Annotated in this window: 18 protein-coding genes; 10 read left to right on the forward strand and 8 right to left on the reverse strand. The window is 69.5% G+C overall.

Annotated features, from left to right (window positions below):
- The first annotated feature begins 85 nt into the window (after positions 1-85).
- The 5 genes from ACLII4_RS00125 (at position 86) to ACLII4_RS00145 (ending at position 4050) form a co-directional block, all read left to right on the forward strand.
- Positions 86-835: a hypothetical protein gene (locus ACLII4_RS00125; protein ID WP_412068856.1), complete on the forward strand. Its 750-nt coding sequence runs from the start codon at positions 86-88 to the stop codon at positions 833-835.
- A gap of 188 nt (positions 836-1023) precedes the next feature.
- Positions 1024-1329 carry a helix-turn-helix transcriptional regulator gene (locus ACLII4_RS00130; protein WP_412068857.1) on the forward strand — a complete coding sequence of 102 codons (306 nt, stop codon included), beginning with the start codon at positions 1024-1026 and terminating at the stop codon, positions 1327-1329.
- Positions 1326-2318, forward strand: a complete 993-nt coding sequence (locus tag ACLII4_RS00135; RefSeq protein ID WP_412068858.1) for a helix-turn-helix domain-containing protein — start codon at positions 1326-1328, stop codon at positions 2316-2318. Before ACLII4_RS00130 ends, ACLII4_RS00135 begins: the two co-directional genes overlap by 4 nt.
- A gap of 114 nt (positions 2319-2432) precedes the next feature.
- Positions 2433-2945 (forward strand): hypothetical protein, encoded by a 513-nt coding sequence (locus tag ACLII4_RS00140; RefSeq protein ID WP_412068859.1) that lies wholly within the window; start codon positions 2433-2435, stop codon positions 2943-2945.
- 169 nt (positions 2946-3114) lie between these two features.
- Complete coding sequence (locus ACLII4_RS00145; RefSeq protein WP_412068860.1) at positions 3115-4050, forward strand: hypothetical protein; 936 nt, start codon at positions 3115-3117, stop codon at positions 4048-4050.
- A gap of 283 nt (positions 4051-4333) precedes the next feature.
- Here the strand turns inward: ACLII4_RS00145 and ACLII4_RS00150 are convergent, their stop codons facing one another.
- On the reverse strand, positions 4334-4780 hold the full coding sequence (locus tag ACLII4_RS00150) for a hypothetical protein (protein ID WP_412068861.1): 447 nt from the start codon (positions 4778-4780) through the stop codon (positions 4334-4336).
- Between the two features lie 53 nt (positions 4781-4833).
- Complete coding sequence (locus tag ACLII4_RS00155; protein WP_412068862.1) at positions 4834-5592, reverse strand: hypothetical protein; 759 nt, start codon at positions 5590-5592, stop codon at positions 4834-4836.
- Positions 5593-6048: 456 nt separating this feature from the next.
- On the opposite strand from ACLII4_RS00155, the gene ACLII4_RS00160 reads away from it, so the two are divergent.
- The 3 genes from ACLII4_RS00160 (at position 6049) to ACLII4_RS00170 (ending at position 11594) form a co-directional block, all read left to right on the forward strand.
- Positions 6049-9798, forward strand: coding sequence for a T9SS type A sorting domain-containing protein (locus ACLII4_RS00160; RefSeq protein WP_412068863.1), 3750 nt, complete (start codon positions 6049-6051; stop codon positions 9796-9798).
- Between the two features lie 294 nt (positions 9799-10092).
- Positions 10093-10773, forward strand: a complete 681-nt coding sequence (locus tag ACLII4_RS00165) for a DUF2993 domain-containing protein (protein ID WP_412068864.1) — start codon at positions 10093-10095, stop codon at positions 10771-10773.
- Positions 10774-10898: 125 nt separating this feature from the next.
- Entirely contained in the window at positions 10899-11594 is a 696-nt protein-coding gene (locus ACLII4_RS00170; protein WP_412068865.1) for a hypothetical protein, read from the forward strand.
- A gap of 3 nt (positions 11595-11597) precedes the next feature.
- Here ACLII4_RS00170 and ACLII4_RS00175 read toward each other — a convergent pair whose 3' ends face one another.
- The 6 genes from ACLII4_RS00175 to hutU all read right to left on the reverse strand — a co-directional run bounded on the left by ACLII4_RS00175 (position 11598) and on the right by hutU (position 18837).
- The gene (locus ACLII4_RS00175; RefSeq protein ID WP_412068866.1) at positions 11598-12488 is read right to left on the reverse strand and encodes a nuclease; all 891 of its coding nucleotides are present in this window, start codon (positions 12486-12488) and stop codon (positions 11598-11600) included.
- A 66-nt stretch (positions 12489-12554) separates the two neighbouring features.
- Positions 12555-13433 carry an arginase family protein gene (locus ACLII4_RS00180; protein WP_412068867.1) on the reverse strand — a complete coding sequence of 293 codons (879 nt, stop codon included), beginning with the start codon at positions 13431-13433 and terminating at the stop codon, positions 12555-12557.
- Complete coding sequence (hutI, locus tag ACLII4_RS00185; protein WP_412068868.1) at positions 13433-14674, reverse strand: imidazolonepropionase; 1242 nt, start codon at positions 14672-14674, stop codon at positions 13433-13435. Before hutI ends, ACLII4_RS00180 begins: the two co-directional genes overlap by 1 nt.
- The gene (locus ACLII4_RS00190; RefSeq protein WP_412068869.1) at positions 14671-15342 is read right to left on the reverse strand and encodes a hypothetical protein; all 672 of its coding nucleotides are present in this window, start codon (positions 15340-15342) and stop codon (positions 14671-14673) included. The genes hutI and ACLII4_RS00190 overlap by 4 nt, the downstream gene beginning before the upstream one ends.
- Positions 15343-15495: 153 nt before the next feature.
- Positions 15496-17076 carry a histidine ammonia-lyase gene (hutH, locus tag ACLII4_RS00195; RefSeq protein WP_412068870.1) on the reverse strand — a complete coding sequence of 527 codons (1581 nt, stop codon included), beginning with the start codon at positions 17074-17076 and terminating at the stop codon, positions 15496-15498.
- 90 nt (positions 17077-17166) lie between these two features.
- Complete coding sequence (hutU, locus tag ACLII4_RS00200; RefSeq protein WP_412068871.1) at positions 17167-18837, reverse strand: urocanate hydratase; 1671 nt, start codon at positions 18835-18837, stop codon at positions 17167-17169.
- Between the two features lie 380 nt (positions 18838-19217).
- On the opposite strand from hutU, the gene ACLII4_RS00205 reads away from it, so the two are divergent.
- Together ACLII4_RS00205 and ACLII4_RS00210 are read left to right on the forward strand one after the other, a co-directional pair.
- A complete protein-coding gene (locus tag ACLII4_RS00205; RefSeq protein ID WP_412068872.1) occupies positions 19218-19655 on the forward strand; it encodes an Lrp/AsnC family transcriptional regulator in 438 nt (145 codons plus the stop codon).
- A gap of 83 nt (positions 19656-19738) precedes the next feature.
- Positions 19739-20155 (forward strand): hypothetical protein, encoded by a 417-nt coding sequence (locus tag ACLII4_RS00210; protein WP_412068873.1) that lies wholly within the window; start codon positions 19739-19741, stop codon positions 20153-20155.
- The last annotated feature ends 5 nt before the right edge of the window (positions 20156-20160 follow it).

Consider the following 20160-nt stretch of genomic DNA (forward strand, 5'->3'; position numbering starts at 1 on the left):
TCGGAACGGAGAGAGCGAAGTCGCAATGTAGGCATTGATCAGAATCAATGTCAATCGTACCTTGAGCCACACCACGGCCGAGACGATGACTGAGCTGTTCGACCTCACAGAGATCGACGACGTGGTCAAAGCGCACCTTCGGGAGCGCTACCCTATACCCACCCACGGCCGTGCCGATCTGGACAGGTTGAGGGATCGGGTAATCAAGGAGGCCGTCGAGACATGGACGCTAGCCGGGACCTTCCACGAGGGCAGGCAGAAGGTGGACGCGATGAGGGCGGCGAGTTGGGAAGGAGCTACGCGATTAGAGGAGAAGGAGCACGAGGCGTTCCAACGACGGGCGCGCGGTCCTGCGGACGACCAGGTCCACTCGGTATTGTCGAGGTCGTTCGGAGCAATCCTGCACTACAACAAGGCCACGATACACGCGATCGCTCGGCCTCGCGTCATGGCTCAGAGCTACGCTCTGGTCCTAGCCATCGGAGACGCTACGGGGGAGATACCTAAGCTTCACGGGCGCCCCGTCGAGTCGAGTAGTGACCGTGCTCACAAGAGTCGACCACAGGGTGTCGGCAGGACTCGAAAGGACCACGCGGTCTTTGTCCTCGACCTGAACCTCGACAATCGCAAGGTTGAGACGTGGGGGGAGATAAACAGGTTGATCGAAAACGCCGCCGGGGAAACAGCGCTGCCTTTCCCCGGCACGGCGACGAAGGGGGAATCGGTTCAGACGCAAGCGCGGCGCCTCCTCAAAGCGCGGTTCGGGGTGGTCCCGAAGCCAGCCGGGTTCGTCGCCGCGCTCCGGGATCGGGAGGCGGAGATCCGGGCGTTCTAACCTGTGCAGACAGTCCAGACTGTCCGGGAGAGTTTCTGTCTGTCTGAGGGGGGAGGGGCGAGGAGGATTACTTCTGGCAGGGCCACCACCCTACCAAATTTTCCCTGCCGCTCGCGCGGCACGAGGGCCGAGGCGTGCAACCGGCTGTGGTGGCCCGGCACACTCGGCCCTCGCCTGTTGGTTACATCGTGTCCACCACCGCTCACACTCTCTCGCTTGACGCCACCGCGCTGGCGGTGCGGCTGGCGAAAGTTGAAGAGAGGCTGGCCGACGTGCTCACAGCCGTCGAATCCCTGCCGGACACGCTCCGCCCGGCCGCTGCACCGGAGTTGCTGACGGCAGGCGATGTAGCCGCCATGCTCGGCGTGAGTCGGCGGACGGTGGACACGCTCGATGCAGCGGACGAACTCCCCATACCGGTCCGCATCGGGCGCCAGCGGCGCTGGCGACGGCAAGCGGTACTTGCGTGGCTCGACGCCGGGGGGTGCCAATGAGCTTCTCCCTGACGCGTCTCATCTGGGAGTCGGCACAACCGGCAGGAGCGGACCGACTCGCCCTGCTGGCGCTGGCGTACCACGTCAACAAGAAAGACGTGGATACGTGCTGGCCTTCCCAGGCCACGCTCGCGCGGGAGTGCGCAGTACAGGAGCGGGCGATGCGTAATACGCTCACTCGACTGGAAGCCGCCGGATACATCGAGCGCCGCCCGCGCGGTCGGGGCACCCTCTACCGCATCTGTACCGAGGCGCTGATACCGACAGCGGACTGCCGCAGTCGAGAGGGCTCAACACCGGCAGTCCAGCGCACGACACCGGCAGTTGGCCGTCCCGATGCCGGCAGTCCAGCGCCAGAACACCGGCAGTCGGCTGCCCACCAACTAGAAGAGAACCAGAAGGGGGAACAACCAACCGAACCCATTGGGTTGGTCGGTTCTCCTGAGAATGGATCTGATGATCCCTTCGTCAGCGACGTTATCGCTCGACTCCACGCCCTCGGGGTGACAGACCCCACAGTGCCGGGGAAGGTGGCCAATCTCACTCGCGTTTACGGACAGGACCGCGTTGCTCAAGTGCTCGCGGACCTAGAGGCGCTGGAGACGCCTGCGCGCTCGCCCTACGGGTGGCTCAGTGCTCAGACTAAGAAGGCCGCTAGCGGGCGCCACTCCTTCAAGGGAATCGCGCGCATGGACTTGGTTGAGCGGGAGCGATATACGGACGCCGAGAAACGACGATCCGTCGATGCGGGCGCGCCAGAAGGCTGTTTCCAGAAGTGTGCGGAGGACGGTCGGGGATCGCCGGTGTGGATGTACCTGCCGGGTGGCCCGCGTCGCGCATACGCTCCACAGGAGACCGCTGACGACATTCGGGCCGCTGCCCTGGAACCTCCCGCCACATACGGCGACGGCACAGCCCACGCAGATGCCGCGATGGCGGGTGCCCCCAATCTCGGCGCTCTCGCCGCCGCCATCGGCAGACGCCTCTGATCCCGCACGAATGCGCCCTCGACTCCCACGCCAGGCAGCTATCGGCTGCGCGGATGGAGGCGGTCCGATATGCCGCCCTACACCGGCCAATGACCCCCGATTCCGAACCGACCCATGCAACCCGACGCAACATTTGACGGCCCGTTCAAAGGGCTGTCCCCGGCGCAGACACGCGCCGCATTCCTGATAGCCCTAGGTGAGGGCAACTCCACCGTTGCCGACGCCCTCGGCATCGACCGTTCAACAGTCTGGCGGTGGGGTCGCCTGGAGACCTTCGAGGCCGCTGTGAACACCCTCCTAGCTGACGCCAAGGCTGAGGTCGAGCGTGGAGCACTAGCGCGCGTCCAGCGGGCATACCGAACCCTCGACGGCCTCCTCGCTTCACAGGATGAGCGAGTCCGGCTCCGGGCCGCTCTCTCGATCCTAGACAGGGCTGAGGCGGCCGAGGTAGGGTTCGCCGACGCCAACCGGATCGTCCGGCGGGACGCCGAGAAGTTGGTCGGCGACACCGCGCACCTGATGAGGGTGTTCGCTCTAATGAAGGACCTCAACGATGACCCGGATCACCCGGACGCTGAGGAGCGCGCGGTCTACGTAGCGCGACGGCTCGAAGCGCTCGGCCTGTGATTCTCGAAGGGCTTAGAGCTGTCGGAAGCCTTAGATCGGATCGACCACACTGACTCCGCTTCGGAAAACCGACGGCGGGGTTCGTGACGATGTTGGGAACCCCTGCTCGCACAGATGTCGATAGACGCTGCCTGGAGTTGTTTTAGATCAGAAACGTTCCCCACGCTTTATGCCGAACGAGATCGCAGAGTCCTTCATGAGGGGGTACCTCACCGACCACTTCATGCACAAAGCGCTCCTGCTCGCCGACGCCCTGAGGAGAGGGAGCGACGATCTGCCGCCAGGTATGTTCGATGGCGCCGACCCTAAAAAGTGGGAGCTGTCGCTAAAGCTTGATCTACGAGCCACGCACTTCCAAGCGATCGAGGCCCTCTTTCAACTCGTTCGCGCCCTATACCCCAGGGACCCCGGGGGACACGTCGACTTCGACATGGGCCAAATCCGGGACGACGACCTATGGCTCAACTTGTCTCGTCGCAAGCTCGACGACACCGCCAAACACGTCCGAGAGATTGGTAAGGGAGGTGAGTTGCCATTTGACCGCTGGCATGTCGGGGCCGAGGGAGCTGACACGGGGGTCCCGTTCCTACGCCATGTGTTCTACTACGGCATTCCAGTCGATGAGGAGACCGAGCGGAGCCTCCCTGTCATCCGCGACGCACTTGTCACACTGGCGAAGGAGTTCAACGACCGGGGTGAGTACAACGCCTACAAGCACGGCATGCGGATCGTCCCAACCGTCGGTCGGTTCGAGTTCTGGTCAGAGGAGGACCCCGGACGAAGAGCCACGTACGACCTCCAGCACTCGGCGACCTACCTAGACCCGTACGACCCTGATGGAACTGCCCATGTGACGCGCCCTCTCGACTCGGAGCGGGACCTACGGATGATCGAGGTCTGCCATGCCCTTGTCTCCAACGTCGTCCGGAGCCGCCGACGGCACATCCCTGGCCTTGGTCACCAACCTATCTACGTCCTCTCCACGGAAAAGCTGGCCGCCGCCGAGCGTCGGTCGGGGCAACTGGCCCGCCTCACCTGGCTTGAGCGCGATGGAGTTCGCCACGCCATCAGGATCTCCTATTACGTTCACCCTGCGGATACCTAGGACCTTCGATGCACGTCGGCCCGCGCGGTGGGTGCTGCTACGTCGGCGCTGGTGGCCCCAAACGTACGTGGACCGCTCGGAATGCGGAGGTGCTGATGCAACTTCCCAACGCTCCGCGCGGCGTCCCGCTCGACGCACCCGCTCAAGCAACTGCCACACGGTTTGGGCCCACACGCGGAGGACAGCCAGCGGCCGAACCGTGCGTATCAGGAGCCATGTCCATTGCCGCTGACCTCAAGTCGCGCCAGCACCGGCGAGGACCACGACCCTGCATACCGCACACTCAGTCGGTCTTAAAGAACGCGAAGTCTGGGTTGCTCTGCGATCCCGTAATGGATGCGTCGCAGTTGGTGCCAACGGTGTAGGACGTCTGTAAGCACGCTGCGCGGTCGACTGAGAGGGTCGCAGCGAACGAACTATTGACGGTCCGGGTCAGCTCCAAAGAGATCCGGTCAGGCGTCCATGTCCCCTCTACCCTGAGATCGAGGTAGGTGGTAATCGGGTCACCGATTCGAGCGGGCTCTTGGGCGAGGGTGCCAGAGCCCGTAACCCGACCGTTTGACGAGAACGTGAGGTTGAGATCGAGGTCGGGCTCCTGCCCGAATGAGGCTGACTCCGTCGTGATCCAACTCCCGGAGAGCGCCGACGCCTCCTCTTGCGGGTCGGGGCCACCAGAGTCACAAGCGACGATAACGAGTGAGACGGCGGCGAGGGTAAAAAGTCGGGTCAAGATTCAAGCGCGTGTGGAGGCTCAAACCTACACAGGCTGGCGCAACGCAGCCGTCACCAAATCAATCGGAGGGCGGTCTCCGTAGCGGAGGTCAGGCTCATTCCTGCTACCGTCCACGCGAGACCGCACCACGTCAGTCGCATGTTGCCCGTGGCGTGGAGTCGTAGGTCTGATTGGAGGTCGGCGACGGAGGCGGAGCGTTCCTTCCGCTCGCCGTCCACCCGTGCGTTGACCGCGTCGATCTGCTTTCTCGCCGTCCCGAGCTGTTTGTTGAGCCGAGTCCGGTAGCGTTCGAGCCTGTGTTCGAGACGGTCGACGCGCTCCTCTAGCGTCTCATCCTTGCGGATGACCTCGCCCTCAATCTCCATGATGACCTCTGGGGCGATGATGTTCAAACCGACCCGATGGGCGACGGGAGGGCTTCCTCCCTTCATCGCCGACCACGTCCGTACAGCGGCGGTCTTCATCCTCTCGACGGCCGAAGGGAGGCCGAAGGACTTCCGGGTCGAGACCAAGCCGACGGCCGTGGTAGAGACCCCGAGAACTTGGAGGACGACGCCGGCGAGTTGCGCGCGCTCCTGTGGCGTCCCAGCCGTCTGTGAAGCAGCCCACCCAACGACGGCGAGGCCCAGGAAGGTGATGATGACCCCACCGAAGCCACGTGCGATGTGACGTCCCGACGTCCTCAGGCGCCACCACACGCGCCAGCGAGTCCATAGCCTGACGATGAATTCGAGCGCGCGCACGCCACTGTGCCTGTCGCGGACTTTCTGCGGGTCCCGCGTAGTGCCGTCTACGTCATGTTCGAGCATTCCGAGTGGGGTCTCCTGAGAGGTATCGGCGGTCGAGATGATGTTCTGTATCTCTGCCCCACATCACGCTGCCAAAGTGGCGTCGACGCACTCGGGAGGTAACCACAGCCGTAACAGCTTCGCTGCGGCCATCTCAAATCAGCCCTCATTGGCTTTGATAACCGATTTTGCCTCCTGGCCCACGCGATCTCTTAATCCGCGTGTCCCAGGTTCGAATCCTGGTGGGGGCACCCCGTGACGGCCCGCGCTTCCGAGCGCGGGCCGTCTGTCGTTCGGGGGGCTGAGCCGGGCGAGGGCCATCGGGCAGGTCGGGCCTGCTGCCCGTCCCCACGCGGGGCGGAGGGGCCTGCGGGAGGGTCGACACGACCGCCGCGAGCGGGGCCGTGGAGGGGAGCCGGTTGGAGGGGAAAGGGGCACGGCCTATACTCAACGCACGGCCACCTAAATCTTTTACACATGAGACTTGTCCTCTGCAAATGGATTGGCGTGGCACTCGCACTCGTCCTCCTCGCTCCCTCCGCCACAGCCCACGAGTACCCCGACACCGTCCGGGTCAAGGTCGGCGAGGTCACGACGTTCGACGTCACCGACGCCGCCACGTGCTCGGCGACGGTCTACTGGGAGGCCCTCGCCAACCCGGCCCTCGCGACGATCGAGCCGGACCAGAACGAGGGGGTCTCCGTCGAGTTCACCGTCCGAGCGGCCACGACGCCGGGGATCACCACGTTCACGATCCAGTGGATCGGCGAGGACGTCGGCGCGGAGGGCCCCTGCAACGAGGACACGCGCGACTTCGGCGGCGTCGAGGTCGTGCTCCGTGTCACGCCGGACGAGGTCAACGCCCCCGGCGACGGCGGCGACTACATCGCGGGCGACGGCCACTGCGACACCGGCGAGGACGAGACCGTCGGCGGGGAGGACCAGCCGCAGTGCACGCTCCGGGCGGCCATCGAGGAGGCGAACGGCGGCGGCGACGCGCTGGTCACCTTCGCCTCCCACATCACCGAGATCTCCCCCACCCACACCCTCCCCGCGATCACGCGTGCCCTCACGATCCGCGGGCCGGCGGTGAGCGGCCGAGGCCCGCCGGGCACGGTCCCGGTCCCCCAGGTGGTGCTGGTCGGGCGGTCGAGCCAGGGGGTCACGCGGGGGCTGATCGTCGAGGCGGGCGGGGCGGGCACCCGCATCGAACGGATCGGGGTCCGCAGCTTCAACGAGAGCGGCCTCTTCATCCGGGCGGATGGCGTGGTGGTCACCGGCTGTCACCTCTGGAGCAACGGCATCCACGGCGTCTTCGTGACCGATGCGGAGAACGTGACCATCGGTGGATCGAGCGCAGCGGAGGGCAACTTGATCTACGCGAATGAGGAGTCCGGAGTGACCATCCTGCGCGGCCGGGCCGCCAGCGTCCTCGGCAATAGGATCGGGCTGGACCCCGCCGGGAATCCAGCGGGCAACATCGCCCGGAACGTCTCGGTGCTGGTCGGGGAGGACGTCGAGATCGGCGCCCCGGCGGCGGCCGCCGGCGAGGCCCCCGGCAACCGGATCGCAGCCTCTCCGGGGGAGGGCGTGTCCATCACGGACAGCCAGGGCACCGTCGTGGTCGCCAACCTCATCGGGACGGCACAGCCCGGACCGCGCGAGGCACCGCTGACGCCGGCGGGCAACCAAGGCGTCGGCCTTCAGGTCCAGGGCGAGAGCCCCGGGACGATCATCGGCGGCACGGGCTCAGGCGCGAAAAACCTCATCGTGGGGAATGGACGTGGGATCGTCGTGAGCGGAGATCCCACGACGGCGAGCATCCGCCGCAACGAGATCTATCGGAATGCCGGGCTCGCCATCGACCTCGGCGACGACGGCCCGACCGCCAACGACTTCGGCGCCCTCCTCGCGAGCGACGACCCCGATACGGGGCCCAACGCTCTCCTCAACTTCCCGGCCGGCATCACCGCCAGCGCCGACCGGAACGAGCCCGACAAGTGGACTCTCAGCGGCCGCCTCGACACGCCATCCCCACAGACGGCGACGGTCGAGATCTACAGTTCCAGAACGCCGAGCTTCAGCGAGGACGAGGACGCGACCCGGTTCGGCGACCTCGAGTCGTTCGTGGTCTCGACGCAGCCGAATGCGAACGGCTTCATCCGCGTCGTCGTCCTGCGCGCTGACGTCCCGTTCCCCATCCTGAGCGCGACGGCGACCGACACCGAGGGCCGCACGTCCGAGGTCTCCTGGGTGTGCCTCGACCCCGACGGGGATGGCTCGACGGACTCCGACAACGATGGCCTGTGCGACGACTGGGAGATGGCGACGCGAGGGATCGACTACGACGGGGACAACACCGTCGACCTCAACCTCGCGTCCACCAGTCGACCCGCCGATCAGCGCGCCAGCCCCACTCAGCCGGACCTGTTCGTCGAGTACGACTGGATGCGAGGGAGCGAGCCGGTGGCGGGAGCCTTCCCACCGGTTGTCGCGGCGTTCGCGGCGTCGCCTCGGCGGATCGCCCTCCACGTCGAGCGTGGCGAGGAAACGCGGGCGTTCGACCCTATCGCGTTCGGGACCGAACCGAATGCGGTGACTCCAGGCGGGTCCTTTGCAGATATCAAGGACGGAAACCCCGTCAACCCATGCGGCGCAGGGATCAACGACGGACGCTTCGGCACTCCAGAGGATCGGGTCGCGACCAACTGCCGCGCGCGGCTCGGTGCGCGCGCGCTCGTGTATCGCTACGCGCTCTTTGGACAGAACCATGCACCGCAACCACGATCGAGTGGGATCGCCGAACTCCCCGGCAACGACTTCATGGTGACCGTCTCAGCATGGAGTGAACGCGGGCTCCGTGTCTCCGCCGGACTCAGCGGATCCACCGGGCAACTGTCGACGGCGCGCGCGCGGGTCCAAGGCGTCACGTTCATGCATGAGATGGGCCACACCCTCCGCCTCGGGCACGGCGGCAGTGACTTTGTCAACTGCAAGCCGAACTACCCAAGCATCATGAGCTACGCGCTCCAGTTCCAAGCAATCGTCTCATCCCGAGTTCTGGATTACTCGCGTGTCCAGATGCTAGCCCTAGACGAGCGGGCCCTACTGGATTCATTAGGACTCCGAGGCCCAGCCAACCGGCAGGCCGCATTCCGAGATAGCCATGGCATGTCGAACGTCGTCGTCTCTACAGGCCTCCGCCAGGTCGATTGGAACGGTGACGGCGTCCTTGCCGGACGCCCCTCATTCATGCAGGACCTCAACAATCTCAAGCGGAGTTGCGGAGGGGCTGGGCTCGCTGCCCGACCGTTTGACGGCGCCAACGACTGGACCATCCTGACGCTAGACTTCCGGGGAAGTCTGGACTATCAGACTTCCGGGGCCACCAATCCGGCGAGCGTCCGCCGAGTCGACGAGTTGTACCTGACGGAGTCAGAGTTGATTGCTGCTGCGGAGGAAACCGACTATGACGGCGACGGCCTGGTCAACGCCGACGACAACTGCGCGGCGATTGCCAACCCCGATCAGGCGGACGTAGACGAGAACGGGATCGGCGACGCCTGCGAAGGGCCGCTCGCCGACGTGGGTGTGATCCAGGAGTCCGAGGAAACGGCCGGCGGGTACACCTTCCGCCTCCAGGTCTTCAACTTCGGCCCGGAGGCGGCCACCGACGTGGTTGTCACCGACACGCTGGCCGCCGGGCTCACGGCCTCGGCCATCGACGCGCCGGGCGCGACCTGCACGACGGAAGCCCAGGTGGTCCAGTGCACCTACGCTTCCGTCGCCGCCGGCGACTCGCTGGCGGTCCGGATCGACGCGACGGGCGAGGCAGGCGCTGCTGTCGTGGCGGCGGTTTCCTATACCTACGACCCCAACCCGACCAACAACCGCTCAGCCACCCTGTTCAGCGGCGCCACCGCCGGCGAGGACGGCCCTGACGGCCCCGCCGACGCACGGCCTGACGTGGTCCGTCTCTCCGTGCCGTCGCCGAACCCGACGCGCGGGCAGAGCACCCTCACCTACGACCTCACCCGCGTCGGTCCCGTTCGCATCGAGGTGTTCGACCTGTGGGGCCGCCGCGTCGCCACGCTCGTCGACGGCACCGACGGGCCCGGTCGGCACACGGTGGCCTTCGAGAGCTCGGCGCTCCCGGCCGGCGTCTATGTCATCCGGCTCGAGGCCGAGGGCCAGACGCTCACGGCTCGCAGCATCGTGGTCCGCTGATCCCGCGGGGGGCCGCCGTGCGGCCCCCCAGCAGCGCCTGACCGGCCGACCGGCCGGACTTGGCCATCCCTACCGACGCTCCTTCGCCCTCCTTGCCCAGTGCGAGTGGGACGGCGAGGGCCCAGGCGCAGTCTCGTCCCCCATCGGAGACGGAAGCCGAGTGAGACCCGGGCCTCAGTCTCTCGATTCGCGCGTCCCACGCCGAGGCTTGTATGACGACCTGCCGAGAGCGGCGTCGAGCAGGATCCGTCGGCTGTGCAGGGATCGGGCTCGCCCACACGGCGTTGCCGGGCCATGCGCATTCTCCTGCTCCTGCTCGCCCTCACCGCGTCTGGCTGCGACGTCTCCGGCCGCGTCGAAGCCGAGATCGAGGCGGCCCTGCCTGCCGCCCTCGGCCCCGCCGACCACTACGACGCGACGGTCGACGGCCTCAAGCTGTCGTCCCGCACCGCCGACCGCGTGACGATCGCCGGCGACCGCGTGGCGCGTGAGGACGCCCCCGTCGTCGACCGGCTCGACGTGACGCTATGGGGCGTCGCGTTCGACCAGAAAACCCGAGTGCTGACCCGCGTCGACAGCGCGCGGGCGACGGCGCGGCTGCTCCCGACCGATCTCGGCGAATACCTCGGCGCCCAGCGTGGGATCTCGCGCGCAACGGTGGCGCTGGCGGTACCCGACCGTGCGACGATCCGGGTGGAGGGCGCCATCGAGGGGTTCCGACTCCCGATCGGGGCCGAGATCCGGGGGCGGCTGGTGGCCAGCGGCGGGGTGGTCCGTCTCGATGTCGAGAGCGTCCGCGCCGCCGGGATCGGACTCGGCGGTGGGATCGCGCGGGCCGTGGGCGACCGCATCAACCCCATCGCCGACCTCCGCGATGAAGACCTCGCGCTGACCGTGACCGGCGTCCGCGTCGAGCGCGGTGCAGTCGTGGTGGACGCGACGGGGGACCTCGAAGGCGTGCGGCTGCGGCGCTAGAGAACCGGTCGAAAGGGAACGCAGGCCACCCCTTTCAGTCCCGCATGGGTCGTCGGAGTGACGCCTCCCCTGTGTAACGGGACGGCACGGCGGTTGCCTATGGCGCGGACAGCCCAGACCGTCTCGTGCTCCTCTCCCTCGTCCTCGCCTTCGCCGTCACGGCGATGGCCATGCTGTTCAGTGGCGTGGTCGCTGGTGCTGTGGGCGCTGGCCGCCAAGCGATGGCCGGACGCCGACGACGCGAGGCCCGAGCCGACGAACTCGCGCTGCTCGCGGCCGCCGTCCGCCGCTGGCGGGTGACGCCCGCCGAGTGGGGCGGCGCCGGCGACGGCTTTCAGGGCGTCTCGTTCGACGCCGTCGGCGTGGCGACGTGCCCGGCCCGCGGCGGTCGCCACACTCCGCACGGGAGGTACCGGATTGTCCGCGTGCCGCCCTGCGCCGACCTCGATGCCGCGCTCGTACGCATCGGCCATGCGCCGGGCGCCGACGGCGTGCTCGTCGTCGGGTGGGACCCGGTGACGGGTGAGGACGCGGCGACCATCGTGCTCGGCCCGCTCGTTCAGGTCCCGCTGGCGCGCGTCCCATGGGCCTGGATCGCCCAACTCGGCTGGCCGCAAGCCGCCACGCCCGTGCTTCCCGAGTCGCCGCTCCCCACGGCACAGACGCGTCCGTCCCGCCAGCGAGCGGTCGCCCCCGACCGGCCATCCGCCCCCTCGGCCGTGTCGCTGCGTCTGGTCCACTGGCCCGAGCGCCCGCCCGGGGCGGGGGTCACAGAGTCCGAGCGTGCCCCGCCCCACGTCCCCTGGCGACGGGCGGCGTAGGCGCTACTCCACGCTGCTCACCCAGGCCGTCCACCACAAGTCGCGGAGCATGGCCGCCCCGGTCGCCAGCCGGTCGACGGCGAAGGCGCGGTGGTCGGCACCGGTCGTCTCCGGCCCAAACGACTCGGCCTCGTCGAGATCGTAGAGCCGCTCGACCAAGGCGTGGGTGTCGGCGACGTAGCCCCAGACGGCCGGGCGCAGGGGTCCGAGATCGCGAGCAGACGCCGTGAGCGCCGTTTCCACATCGCTCAGGGAGATGTGGGTCTCGACGAACGCGCTCTCGAACCGCCCGTGGAAGCCGCGTTCCAACGTCGCGTACCGGCCGTCGTCGCCGGCCCAGCCGTTGTAGTGGATCGTCGTGTGGTGCGGGTTCGAGCCGTCGGCAACGTAGTGCCCTAGAATGCCCGCGTCGTTGACGATCCGCGCCTCGATCCAGGCCCGGTCCTCGTCGCTCTCGGCCGCGCGCCACAGCCGGAAGCCGATCCGGATCCGCTGCGTGAGCTCAAGAATCTGGTACGGCAAGAGCCCCACTTTCGCCGACCGCTCACCGCCGCGGACCACGAGCGAGTCGGCAAAGGCCAGCCGGTCGACGGCGTCCAACGCGCCGTCGGGGACCAGTTCGAGATCGATGTAGTGCTCCGCCGCGCCCGCGTTGCCGAGCGCCCGGTCGAGGTCGCCCTCGGTGCGCGAGCGCCAGCGATCGGGCTCGGGGTTGAGGTAGCTGAGCTGCGCGGCGGCGTCGCGGAAGAAGGCCGGCATCGCGTCGGGGAGCGCGTCGGCGGCGGCCCGGCCGATGAGGCGGTGGCCGTGCTCACCCCACTGCGAAGGGGGGCCGCCCGCAGGGGCGAAAGCGGTGAGCGCGAGGACGGCGAGGGCGAGGAGGGCGCGGGTCACAGGGGCAGCGGATGCGAGATCGAAGGGTACCGCCGCCCGCCGCTCTCTTCACCGCTTCCGGTCGCCTCAGCTTCTGGGCTCGCGAGCGGCGACGCCTCGCAACACGTGCCACACCGTCAGCGCCGCCAGGACGGCCGAGCGGCCGTCGGGGTCGTGCGCCGGGTTGAGCTCGACGACATCGACCGAACGGACGTGCGGCGACCGCCCGCACGCCTCGGCCGCGCGCAGCCACACCGGCACCGACAGCCCGCCGACGCCCGGCGCGCTCACGCCCGCCACCCCGTCGACGGCATCGAGGTCGAACGTCGCGAGTGTCGGTCCGTCCAGCCCGGCGACGAGCGCGTCGACGCGGGCGGCGTCGAGGTCGTCGGCCCACACCACCTCGGTCGGCACGGCGGCGTGGTCGGCGGCGACACGCCACGGGAGCAGCCCGGCGACGGTGTAGCCCCGACACCGACCGGACTCGTGGTCCAGCATCTGGCGGAACGGGGAGCCCGAGTGCGCGAGCCCGTCGCGGAGCGGGCGCACATCGGCGTGGGCATCCCAGTTGAGCGCGTGCACGTCCGAGCCAGCCACCACGTGGCCCAGAAAATGACCGAACGCCGTTTCGTGGCCGCCGCCCACAATGATCGGGAGCACGCCTTGCGCCAGCAGTCCACCGACGTGCTCCGCCAGTCGGGCCTGGTCCCTTTCGAGATCGCCGGACACGGGCACGTCGCCGATATCGGCCGTCTGATCGAGGAGCCCTGCAAAGCGCCCGTGCTCCCGCGCGTCGGGTGTCATTCGAAACAGCGCCTCGCGGATGGCCGCCGGGCCGCCCGCCGCACCGGGGCGCCCGCCGTTGCGCCGCACGCCCTCGTCAGACGGGAATCCCACCAGCGTAACGCGGGTGGCGTCGGTCAGCGGCGCGTCTCGCAGCCAGTCGCCGAGGCGGGGGTCAGGCATCACGCGGAGAGCTTTGCCGGAGCGTCGCCGCGCTGCCAGACGGTCTCGCCGCCGATCACGGTTCGCAGGGCGGGCTCGGCGCGCCACGACGAGAGCCAGCCGTCGACGGTCGGCGCGTCGAAGACGGCGAAATCGGCGGGCGCCCCGGCAACGAGCGAACCCGTGCCGTCGGACAGGCGGAGGGCGTGGGCCGCCTCTGCGGTCGCCCCGCGGAGCGCCTCGTCGGGCGTCATCCGCTGGCGCGTGCACGCCAGCCACAGCGCCAGGCCCAGGCTGGCCGACGGCGCTGAGCCCGGGTTGAAGTCGGTCGCGACGGCCACGCGGGCGCCCGCGTCGAGCAAGCGGCGCGCGGGCAGCGGGTCCTGCCCGAGCACGAGCGTCGCGATCGGCAGGCTGACGGCGACCGCGTCGGACGCCGCGAGCGCCCGGATGCCGTCGTCGGAGATGCACTCGAGGTGGTCCGCCGACGCCGCGCCGACCTCGGCCGCGAGCGCCGCGCCGCCGGTGTCGCTCAGTTGGTCCGCGTGGAGCTTGGCGCCGAGCCCGTGCGTGGCCGCCGCCTCGAAGATCGTCCGGGCCTCGTCGGCGGTGAACGCGCCCTGCTCCACGAACACGTCGACGAACGCCGCCAGCCCGTCGGCGGCGGCGGCCGGGATCATCTCGTCGGTGACCAGCCGGACGTACGCGTCGCGGTCGTCGGCGAACTCGGGCGGCACGACGTGCGCCGCGAGCAGCGTCGACACGATCCGCTGGGGCCCGTGCGCCGCCAGTGCCCGGTGAACGCCGAGCACGCGCATCTCGTCGTGGATCGTCAGCCCGTAACCGGTCTTCGCCTCGACCGTCGTGACGCCCTGCCGCAGCATCGCCGCCAGCCGGACGCCCGCCGCCTGCCCGAGGTCCGCGTCGCTCGCGGCTCGCGTGGCGCGGACGGTCTTCAGGATGCCCCCGCCCCGCCGCGCGACCTCGAGATACGGCGTCCCCTTGATCCGCTCGACGAACTCGTCGGCCCGGTCGCCCGCGTGGACGACGTGCGTGTGGCAGTCCACCAAGCCGGGCACGACGAGCCGTCCGCCGGCCGACTGGCGCTCAGCGTCGGCGAACTGGGCGGGCAGGTCGGCCTCGGGCCCGGCCCAGGCGATGCGGCCGTCGTCGAAGGCGAGCGCGGCGTGGTCGACGAGGCCGGCGTCGCGGCCGTCGGGCGGGCACGTCGCCAGCTGGCGGATGTCGGTGAGAACGGTCATCGGCAGGTGGGGGGCTCGTCGGGGTCGGTGGCGAGGTAAACCATGTCCCGGACCCCGGTGACGGTCAGCTCGCGCGTGTAGGATCCAAGGTGACCGTACGTCCCCTCGGGGCTGAGCGTGCCCTCGACCGTCGCCTCGACGTAGAGCCTCCCGCCGCGCCCGCCCTCGCTGCGGTGCTCGTTGGAGATGACGCCGAGCGCCTCGCCGAAGGCCTCGTTCGGCGTGAGCCACCACGCTTCGTTGGGGCGGTCGCAGGGGGTGAAGGCTGAGACCTCGAAGGACGTGGTGTAGACGCCCCGGACCACCTCGCGGCCCGGCGTCGCCTGCTCGAGGACTCGGAAGACGTGGTCTGCCGAGTCGCAGGGGGTCAGGGTGCCCACCTCGCCCGGGGTGCCCCGTACCTCGACGCGGTCGCCGGGCGCCACGGCGTCGAGGTTCTCGATGGCCGCCGCACACAGGTTCTGGCGCGCGGGGATGTGGACGGCGACGTCTGCGCCCCCGCCGTCGGGGGTTACCGTGACGAGCGCGTTCCCATCATAGGCCATCGGCGAGAGGTCGACGGCGACGACGCGGCCGGTGAGCGTGCCGTCGGTGGGCCCCGTCCGAGGCGGGGCGTCGCCGGTGCCGGTGCAGGCGGACAGAAGGGCGGACAGGAAGAGGAGACGCATCGGACTGGAGAGGGGGATGGGAGCAGAGGACAACGACCCAAGTCTCCGGACCGGCATCCCGAGCCTCAAACTCATGCCGGGAGCGTGACGGCGCCCGCCTTTCGGCGCCAGGGGCGCAGGGGGTGGGCGCTCGTGCCCCTGGCGCCGAATCGGTCACGGCAGGGGCCCCACCTCCGCCTCGGCGGCGGCGGCGAGCGCGCCGAGGCGGACGAGGTCGGTCGCGGCCGTGAGGTCGGGCTCGAAGACGGTGTCGTCGGTGCGGAACGGGACGACGGTGCGGATGGCCGCGTGGGCGGCTTCGATGCCCGGGCCCGAGCGGAGCGGGCGCCGGAAGTCGAGCGCCTGCGCGGCGCACAGGGCCTCGACCGCGAGGACGCGCTCGGCGTTCTCGAGCACGCGCAACGCCTTGCGCGCGCCCCACGCGCCCATCGAGACGTGGTCCTCCTGCCCCCGGCTCGACGGGATCGAGTCGACCGACGCCGGGTGGCACAGCCCCTTGTTCTCGCTCACCAGCGACGCCGCCGCGTACTGCGGGATCATGAACCCGGACTGGAGCCCGGACCGCTCGACCAGAAACGGCGGCAGCCCGTCGCCGCCGTCGACCAAGAGGTACGTGCGGCGCTCGGAGATCGAGGCCCACTCGGCGACGGCGATGGCGGCCGTGTCGAGGGCGATCGCGAGCGGCTGGCCGTGGAAGTTGCCCGCCGAGACGATGTCGGGCTGGCCGTCGGCGTCGAACACGAGCGGATTGTCCGTCACGCCGTTGAGCTCGCGCTCGATGACGGCGCTGGCGTACGCCAGCGCGTCGCGGCTGGCGCCGTGGACCTGGGGGACACAGCGCAGGGAGTACGGGTCTTGGACACGGTCGCAGTCGATGTGACTGGGCCCGATCTCGGAGCCCGCCAGCAGCCGACGCACGGCCATGGCCGTCGCTGCATGGCCGGGGTGCGGGCGGACCGCCGCGACGCGGGCGTCGAACGGACGCGCCGAGCCGAGCCGCGCGTCCAGCGTCATCGCGGCCACCACGTCGGCGGTCGTCGCCAGCCGCCGCGCCCGCGCGGCCACCTCGGCGGCGTACGCCAGCATGAACTGGGTGCCGTTGATGAGCGCCAGCCCGTCCTTGGCGCCGAGCGCGACGGGCGCCAGCCCGGCCTCAGCGAGCGCGTCGGCCGCCGGGACGAACGCGTCATCGTGGGATCGCCCCCCTCCCGGCCTCCCCCCGCTGGGGGGATGAGACTCCTTTGGCCACACCCAGCCCTCACCGACGAGGACGAGCGCGAGGTGCGCCAGCGGGGCGAGGTCGCCCGAGGCGCCCAGGCTCCCCTGCTCCGGGACGACCGGGATCACATCCGCGTCGAGCAGCGCCAGCAACCCGGCGACCACGGCGGGCGAGACGCCCGAGTAGCCCAGCCCGAGCGCGTGCGCCTTGAGCGCCAGCATCCGCCGCGTGATCGCGCGCGGGACCGACGGGCCGACGCCGCACGCGTGCGACCGCAAGAGGTTGAGCTGCAGCGTCGCCACGTCCGCCGCGGCGATCCGCTCGGACTTCAGCGAGCCGAAGCCGGTGTTGAGGCCGTAGTGCGCGCGGCCGTCCGCCAGCGCCGCATCGACGAGCGCGCGGCTCCGGGCAACCCGGCCGTCGGGCTGGCGGAGGTCGTCCGCGAGCGCCGCCAGCGACGCGCCGAGGTCGGCGTCGAGCGTGCCGAGGCGGAGGGCGGGGAGGGTGTCGGTCATCAGTGGTCAGTTCTCAGTGATCGGTGATCGGTGAGGTCGGTCGCACCCATCGCCGCGACGAGGCGGCCTCCTCTGCTCGTGCCTCGTTCCTCATTCCCCGTTCCCCACGCTCGGCAGGTCCACGCCGCGCTCGCGGGCCGTGTCGATGGCGATCTCGTAGCCCGCGTCCGCGTGGCGCATCACGCCCGTGCCGGGGTCGGCGGTGAGCACGCGGTCCAGCCGTTGCCCGCCGGCCTCGGTCCCGTCGGCGACGCAGACCATGCCCGAGTGCATCGAGTACCCGATGCCGACGCCGCCGCCGTGGTGCAGGCTCACCCACGAGGCGCCGCACGCCGTGTTGAGCATGGCGTTCAAAAGCGGCCAGTCGCCGATGGCGTCGGAGCCGTCCTTCATGCCCTCGGTCTCGCGGTTGGGGCTGGCGACCGAGCCGGTGTCGAGGTGGTCGCGGCCGATGACGAGCGGAGCCGACACCTCGCCGTTCGCCACCATCTCGTTGAACCGGGCGCCCGCCTTCGCCCGCTCGCCGTATTCGAGCCAGCAGATCCGCGCCGGCAGCCCCTGGAACTGGACCTTCTCTTGGGCCAGCTCGATCCAGCGGCGGAGGTGGACGTTGTCCGGGAAGAGCTCCAAGAGCGCCGCGTCCGTCGCCGCGATGTCGGCCGGGTCGCCGCTCAGGGCGGCCCAGCGGAACGGGCCGGAGCCCTTGCAGAACAGCGGGCGGATGTACTCGGGCACGAAGCCCGGGATCTCGAAGGCGTCGGCGCGGCCGCGGCGGTCGGCGACCTGCCCGCGCAGGTTGTTGCCGTAGTCGAAGGCGATCGTCCCGCCGCGCTGCAACGCCAGCAGGGCCGTGACGTGCGTTTCCATGCTGTCGAGCACGGCCTCTTCGTACGCCGCCGGGTCCGCTTGGCGGAACGCGTCGGCCTCGGCGAGCGAGTACCCGGCCGGCAGGTAGCCCACGCGCAAATCGTGCGCGCTCGTCTGGTCCGTCACCACGTCGACGGCGGTGCCGCGACGGACGATCTCGGGGAGCACCTCCGCGGCGTTGCCCACGAGCCCGACGGAGAGCGCCGTGCCGTGCTGGCGGGCGTCCTCCACCCACGCCAGCGCTTGGTCGAGGTCGTGGGAGATCCGGTCGCAGTAGCCCTGGTCGACGCGCCGCTGGATCCGCGTCTCGTCCACGTCGATGCCCAGGAAGGCTGCGCCATTCATCGTCGCCGCGAGCGGCTGGGCGCCGCCCATCCCGCCCAGCCCGGCGGTGACGACCAACCGGCCGGCGAGGTCGCCGCCGAAGTGCGTCCGGGCACACGCCGCGAACGTCTCATACGTGCCCTGCAGGATGCCCTGGGTGCCGATGTAGATCCAGCTCCCGGCCGTCATCTGGCCGTACATGGTCAGCCCCTCCGACTCCAGCTCGCGGAAGGTGTCCCACGTCGCCCACCGCGGCACGAGCCAGCTGTTGGCGATCAGCACGCGAGGCGCCTCGGCGTGCGTCCGGAAGACGCCGACGGGCTTGCCGCTCTGGACCAACATCGTCTCGTCGTCCTCCAGGCGCTGCAACGTCTCGACGATGCGGTGGAACGACGGCCAGTCGCGCGCGGCCTTGCCGGAGCCGCCGTAGACGACGAGGGCCTCGGGGCGCTCGGCGACCTCGGGGTCGAGGTTGTTCATCAGCATCCGCAGCGCGGCCTCCTGATGCCAGCCCTTGCACGAGAGGGTCGTGCCGTGGGGCGCGCGGATGGTGGGGGTCTCGACGGTCATGGCGGAGCGGCGGGGATCTGGCCACAGGGTAGCGGACGCGCTCGCGAGCCCGAAGACACGATCCACGGTTTTCGGACGCCTCTACCTTCGATGCTCTGGATTTGGCTCCTTCCTGGGTCCGTTCGCACGGCGATCCCCTCTCCACGTCCGTCATCCTGAGCGACTGCCCGGAAAAGGCACGCCACGCTCACAGCGTCATCCCGCACCCGTAAGGCGCCAGCCAACGCACGTGAGGGATCTCAGCATGGCCTTCAAGCCCGTCCTTCCGTTTGTCGCGAAGGCGAGGGTCACGCTGAGATCCCTCGCAGGGCTCGGGGTGACGTGTTCTAGGAGGGCGCCAGCGCTCCCCGCCTCTTCTTTTTCCTTCTTCCGCTCCTGCCATGGACACTCTCGACCACCGCCTGCTCCACGAGGTCCAGCAGGACGCGCGCCTGACGTACGCCGAACTCGGTCGCCGCGTGGGCCTCTCCCCGCCTGCCGTCTCGGAGCGGCTGGCGCGGCTGGAAGCCGACGGCGTCATCACCGGCTACCACGCCGCCGTCGATCCCGCCCGCCTGGGTCGGCCGGTGCAGGCCGTGCTCCACCTCCAGGTCGACCGTGCGCGCTACGGGCGGAGCCTGGAGCAGATCCTCGACCTCGACGAAATCCTGGTTTGCCACCGCACGACCGGCAGCTCGTCGCTGTTGATGGTCGTGGCAGTGGCCTCGATGGAGGCGCTCGAAGTCCTGATCGACAAGTTGCTGCCGCTCGGCGAACCGGTCACCCAGATGATCCTGTCGACGCCGGTCGCGCGGCGAGCCCTGACGCCGACCGTGTAGGAGACGGCCCCATTCCAGCCTGGCACGGAACGCCATCTCGAGGACGCCCGGTATCCTTCTCTCCGTCCCCACCACCCCGAGATATGTCGTTCCATCTCACGACCCTCCCCGACTCCCGGATCGGACTCGCCGTCGGGTCTGGCCAGGTGACCGGCGACGAGCTTGTCGGCGCCTTCGAGACCATGGTCCGCCAGGACGGCTGGGTGGCCGGGTTTGACGAGATCTGGGACCTCTCCGAGACGTCCGAGGTCGATGTCACCCCGGGCGACCTCGCGCACATCGTCGCGACGGTGCGTAGGCATTCCGACCGGCTCGGTGAGGGCCGAGTGGCCTGCGTCACCACCCGCAGTACGCTCACCGTCCTCGTGCGCCTTATTGAGACGCTGACGCTCGGGCTGGGCCGCTCCTACAGGACCTTCCCCACCCGGACCGAGGCCGCCGAGTGGCTCGGCCTCGACGCCGAGGTGCTCGAGACCGCGACCGCCAACCAAAGCGCGTAGCCGCT

The sequence above is a fragment of the Rubrivirga aquatilis genome (assembly GCF_046845665.1).
Lineage (GTDB): Bacteria > Bacteroidota > Rhodothermia > Rhodothermales > Rubricoccaceae > Rubrivirga.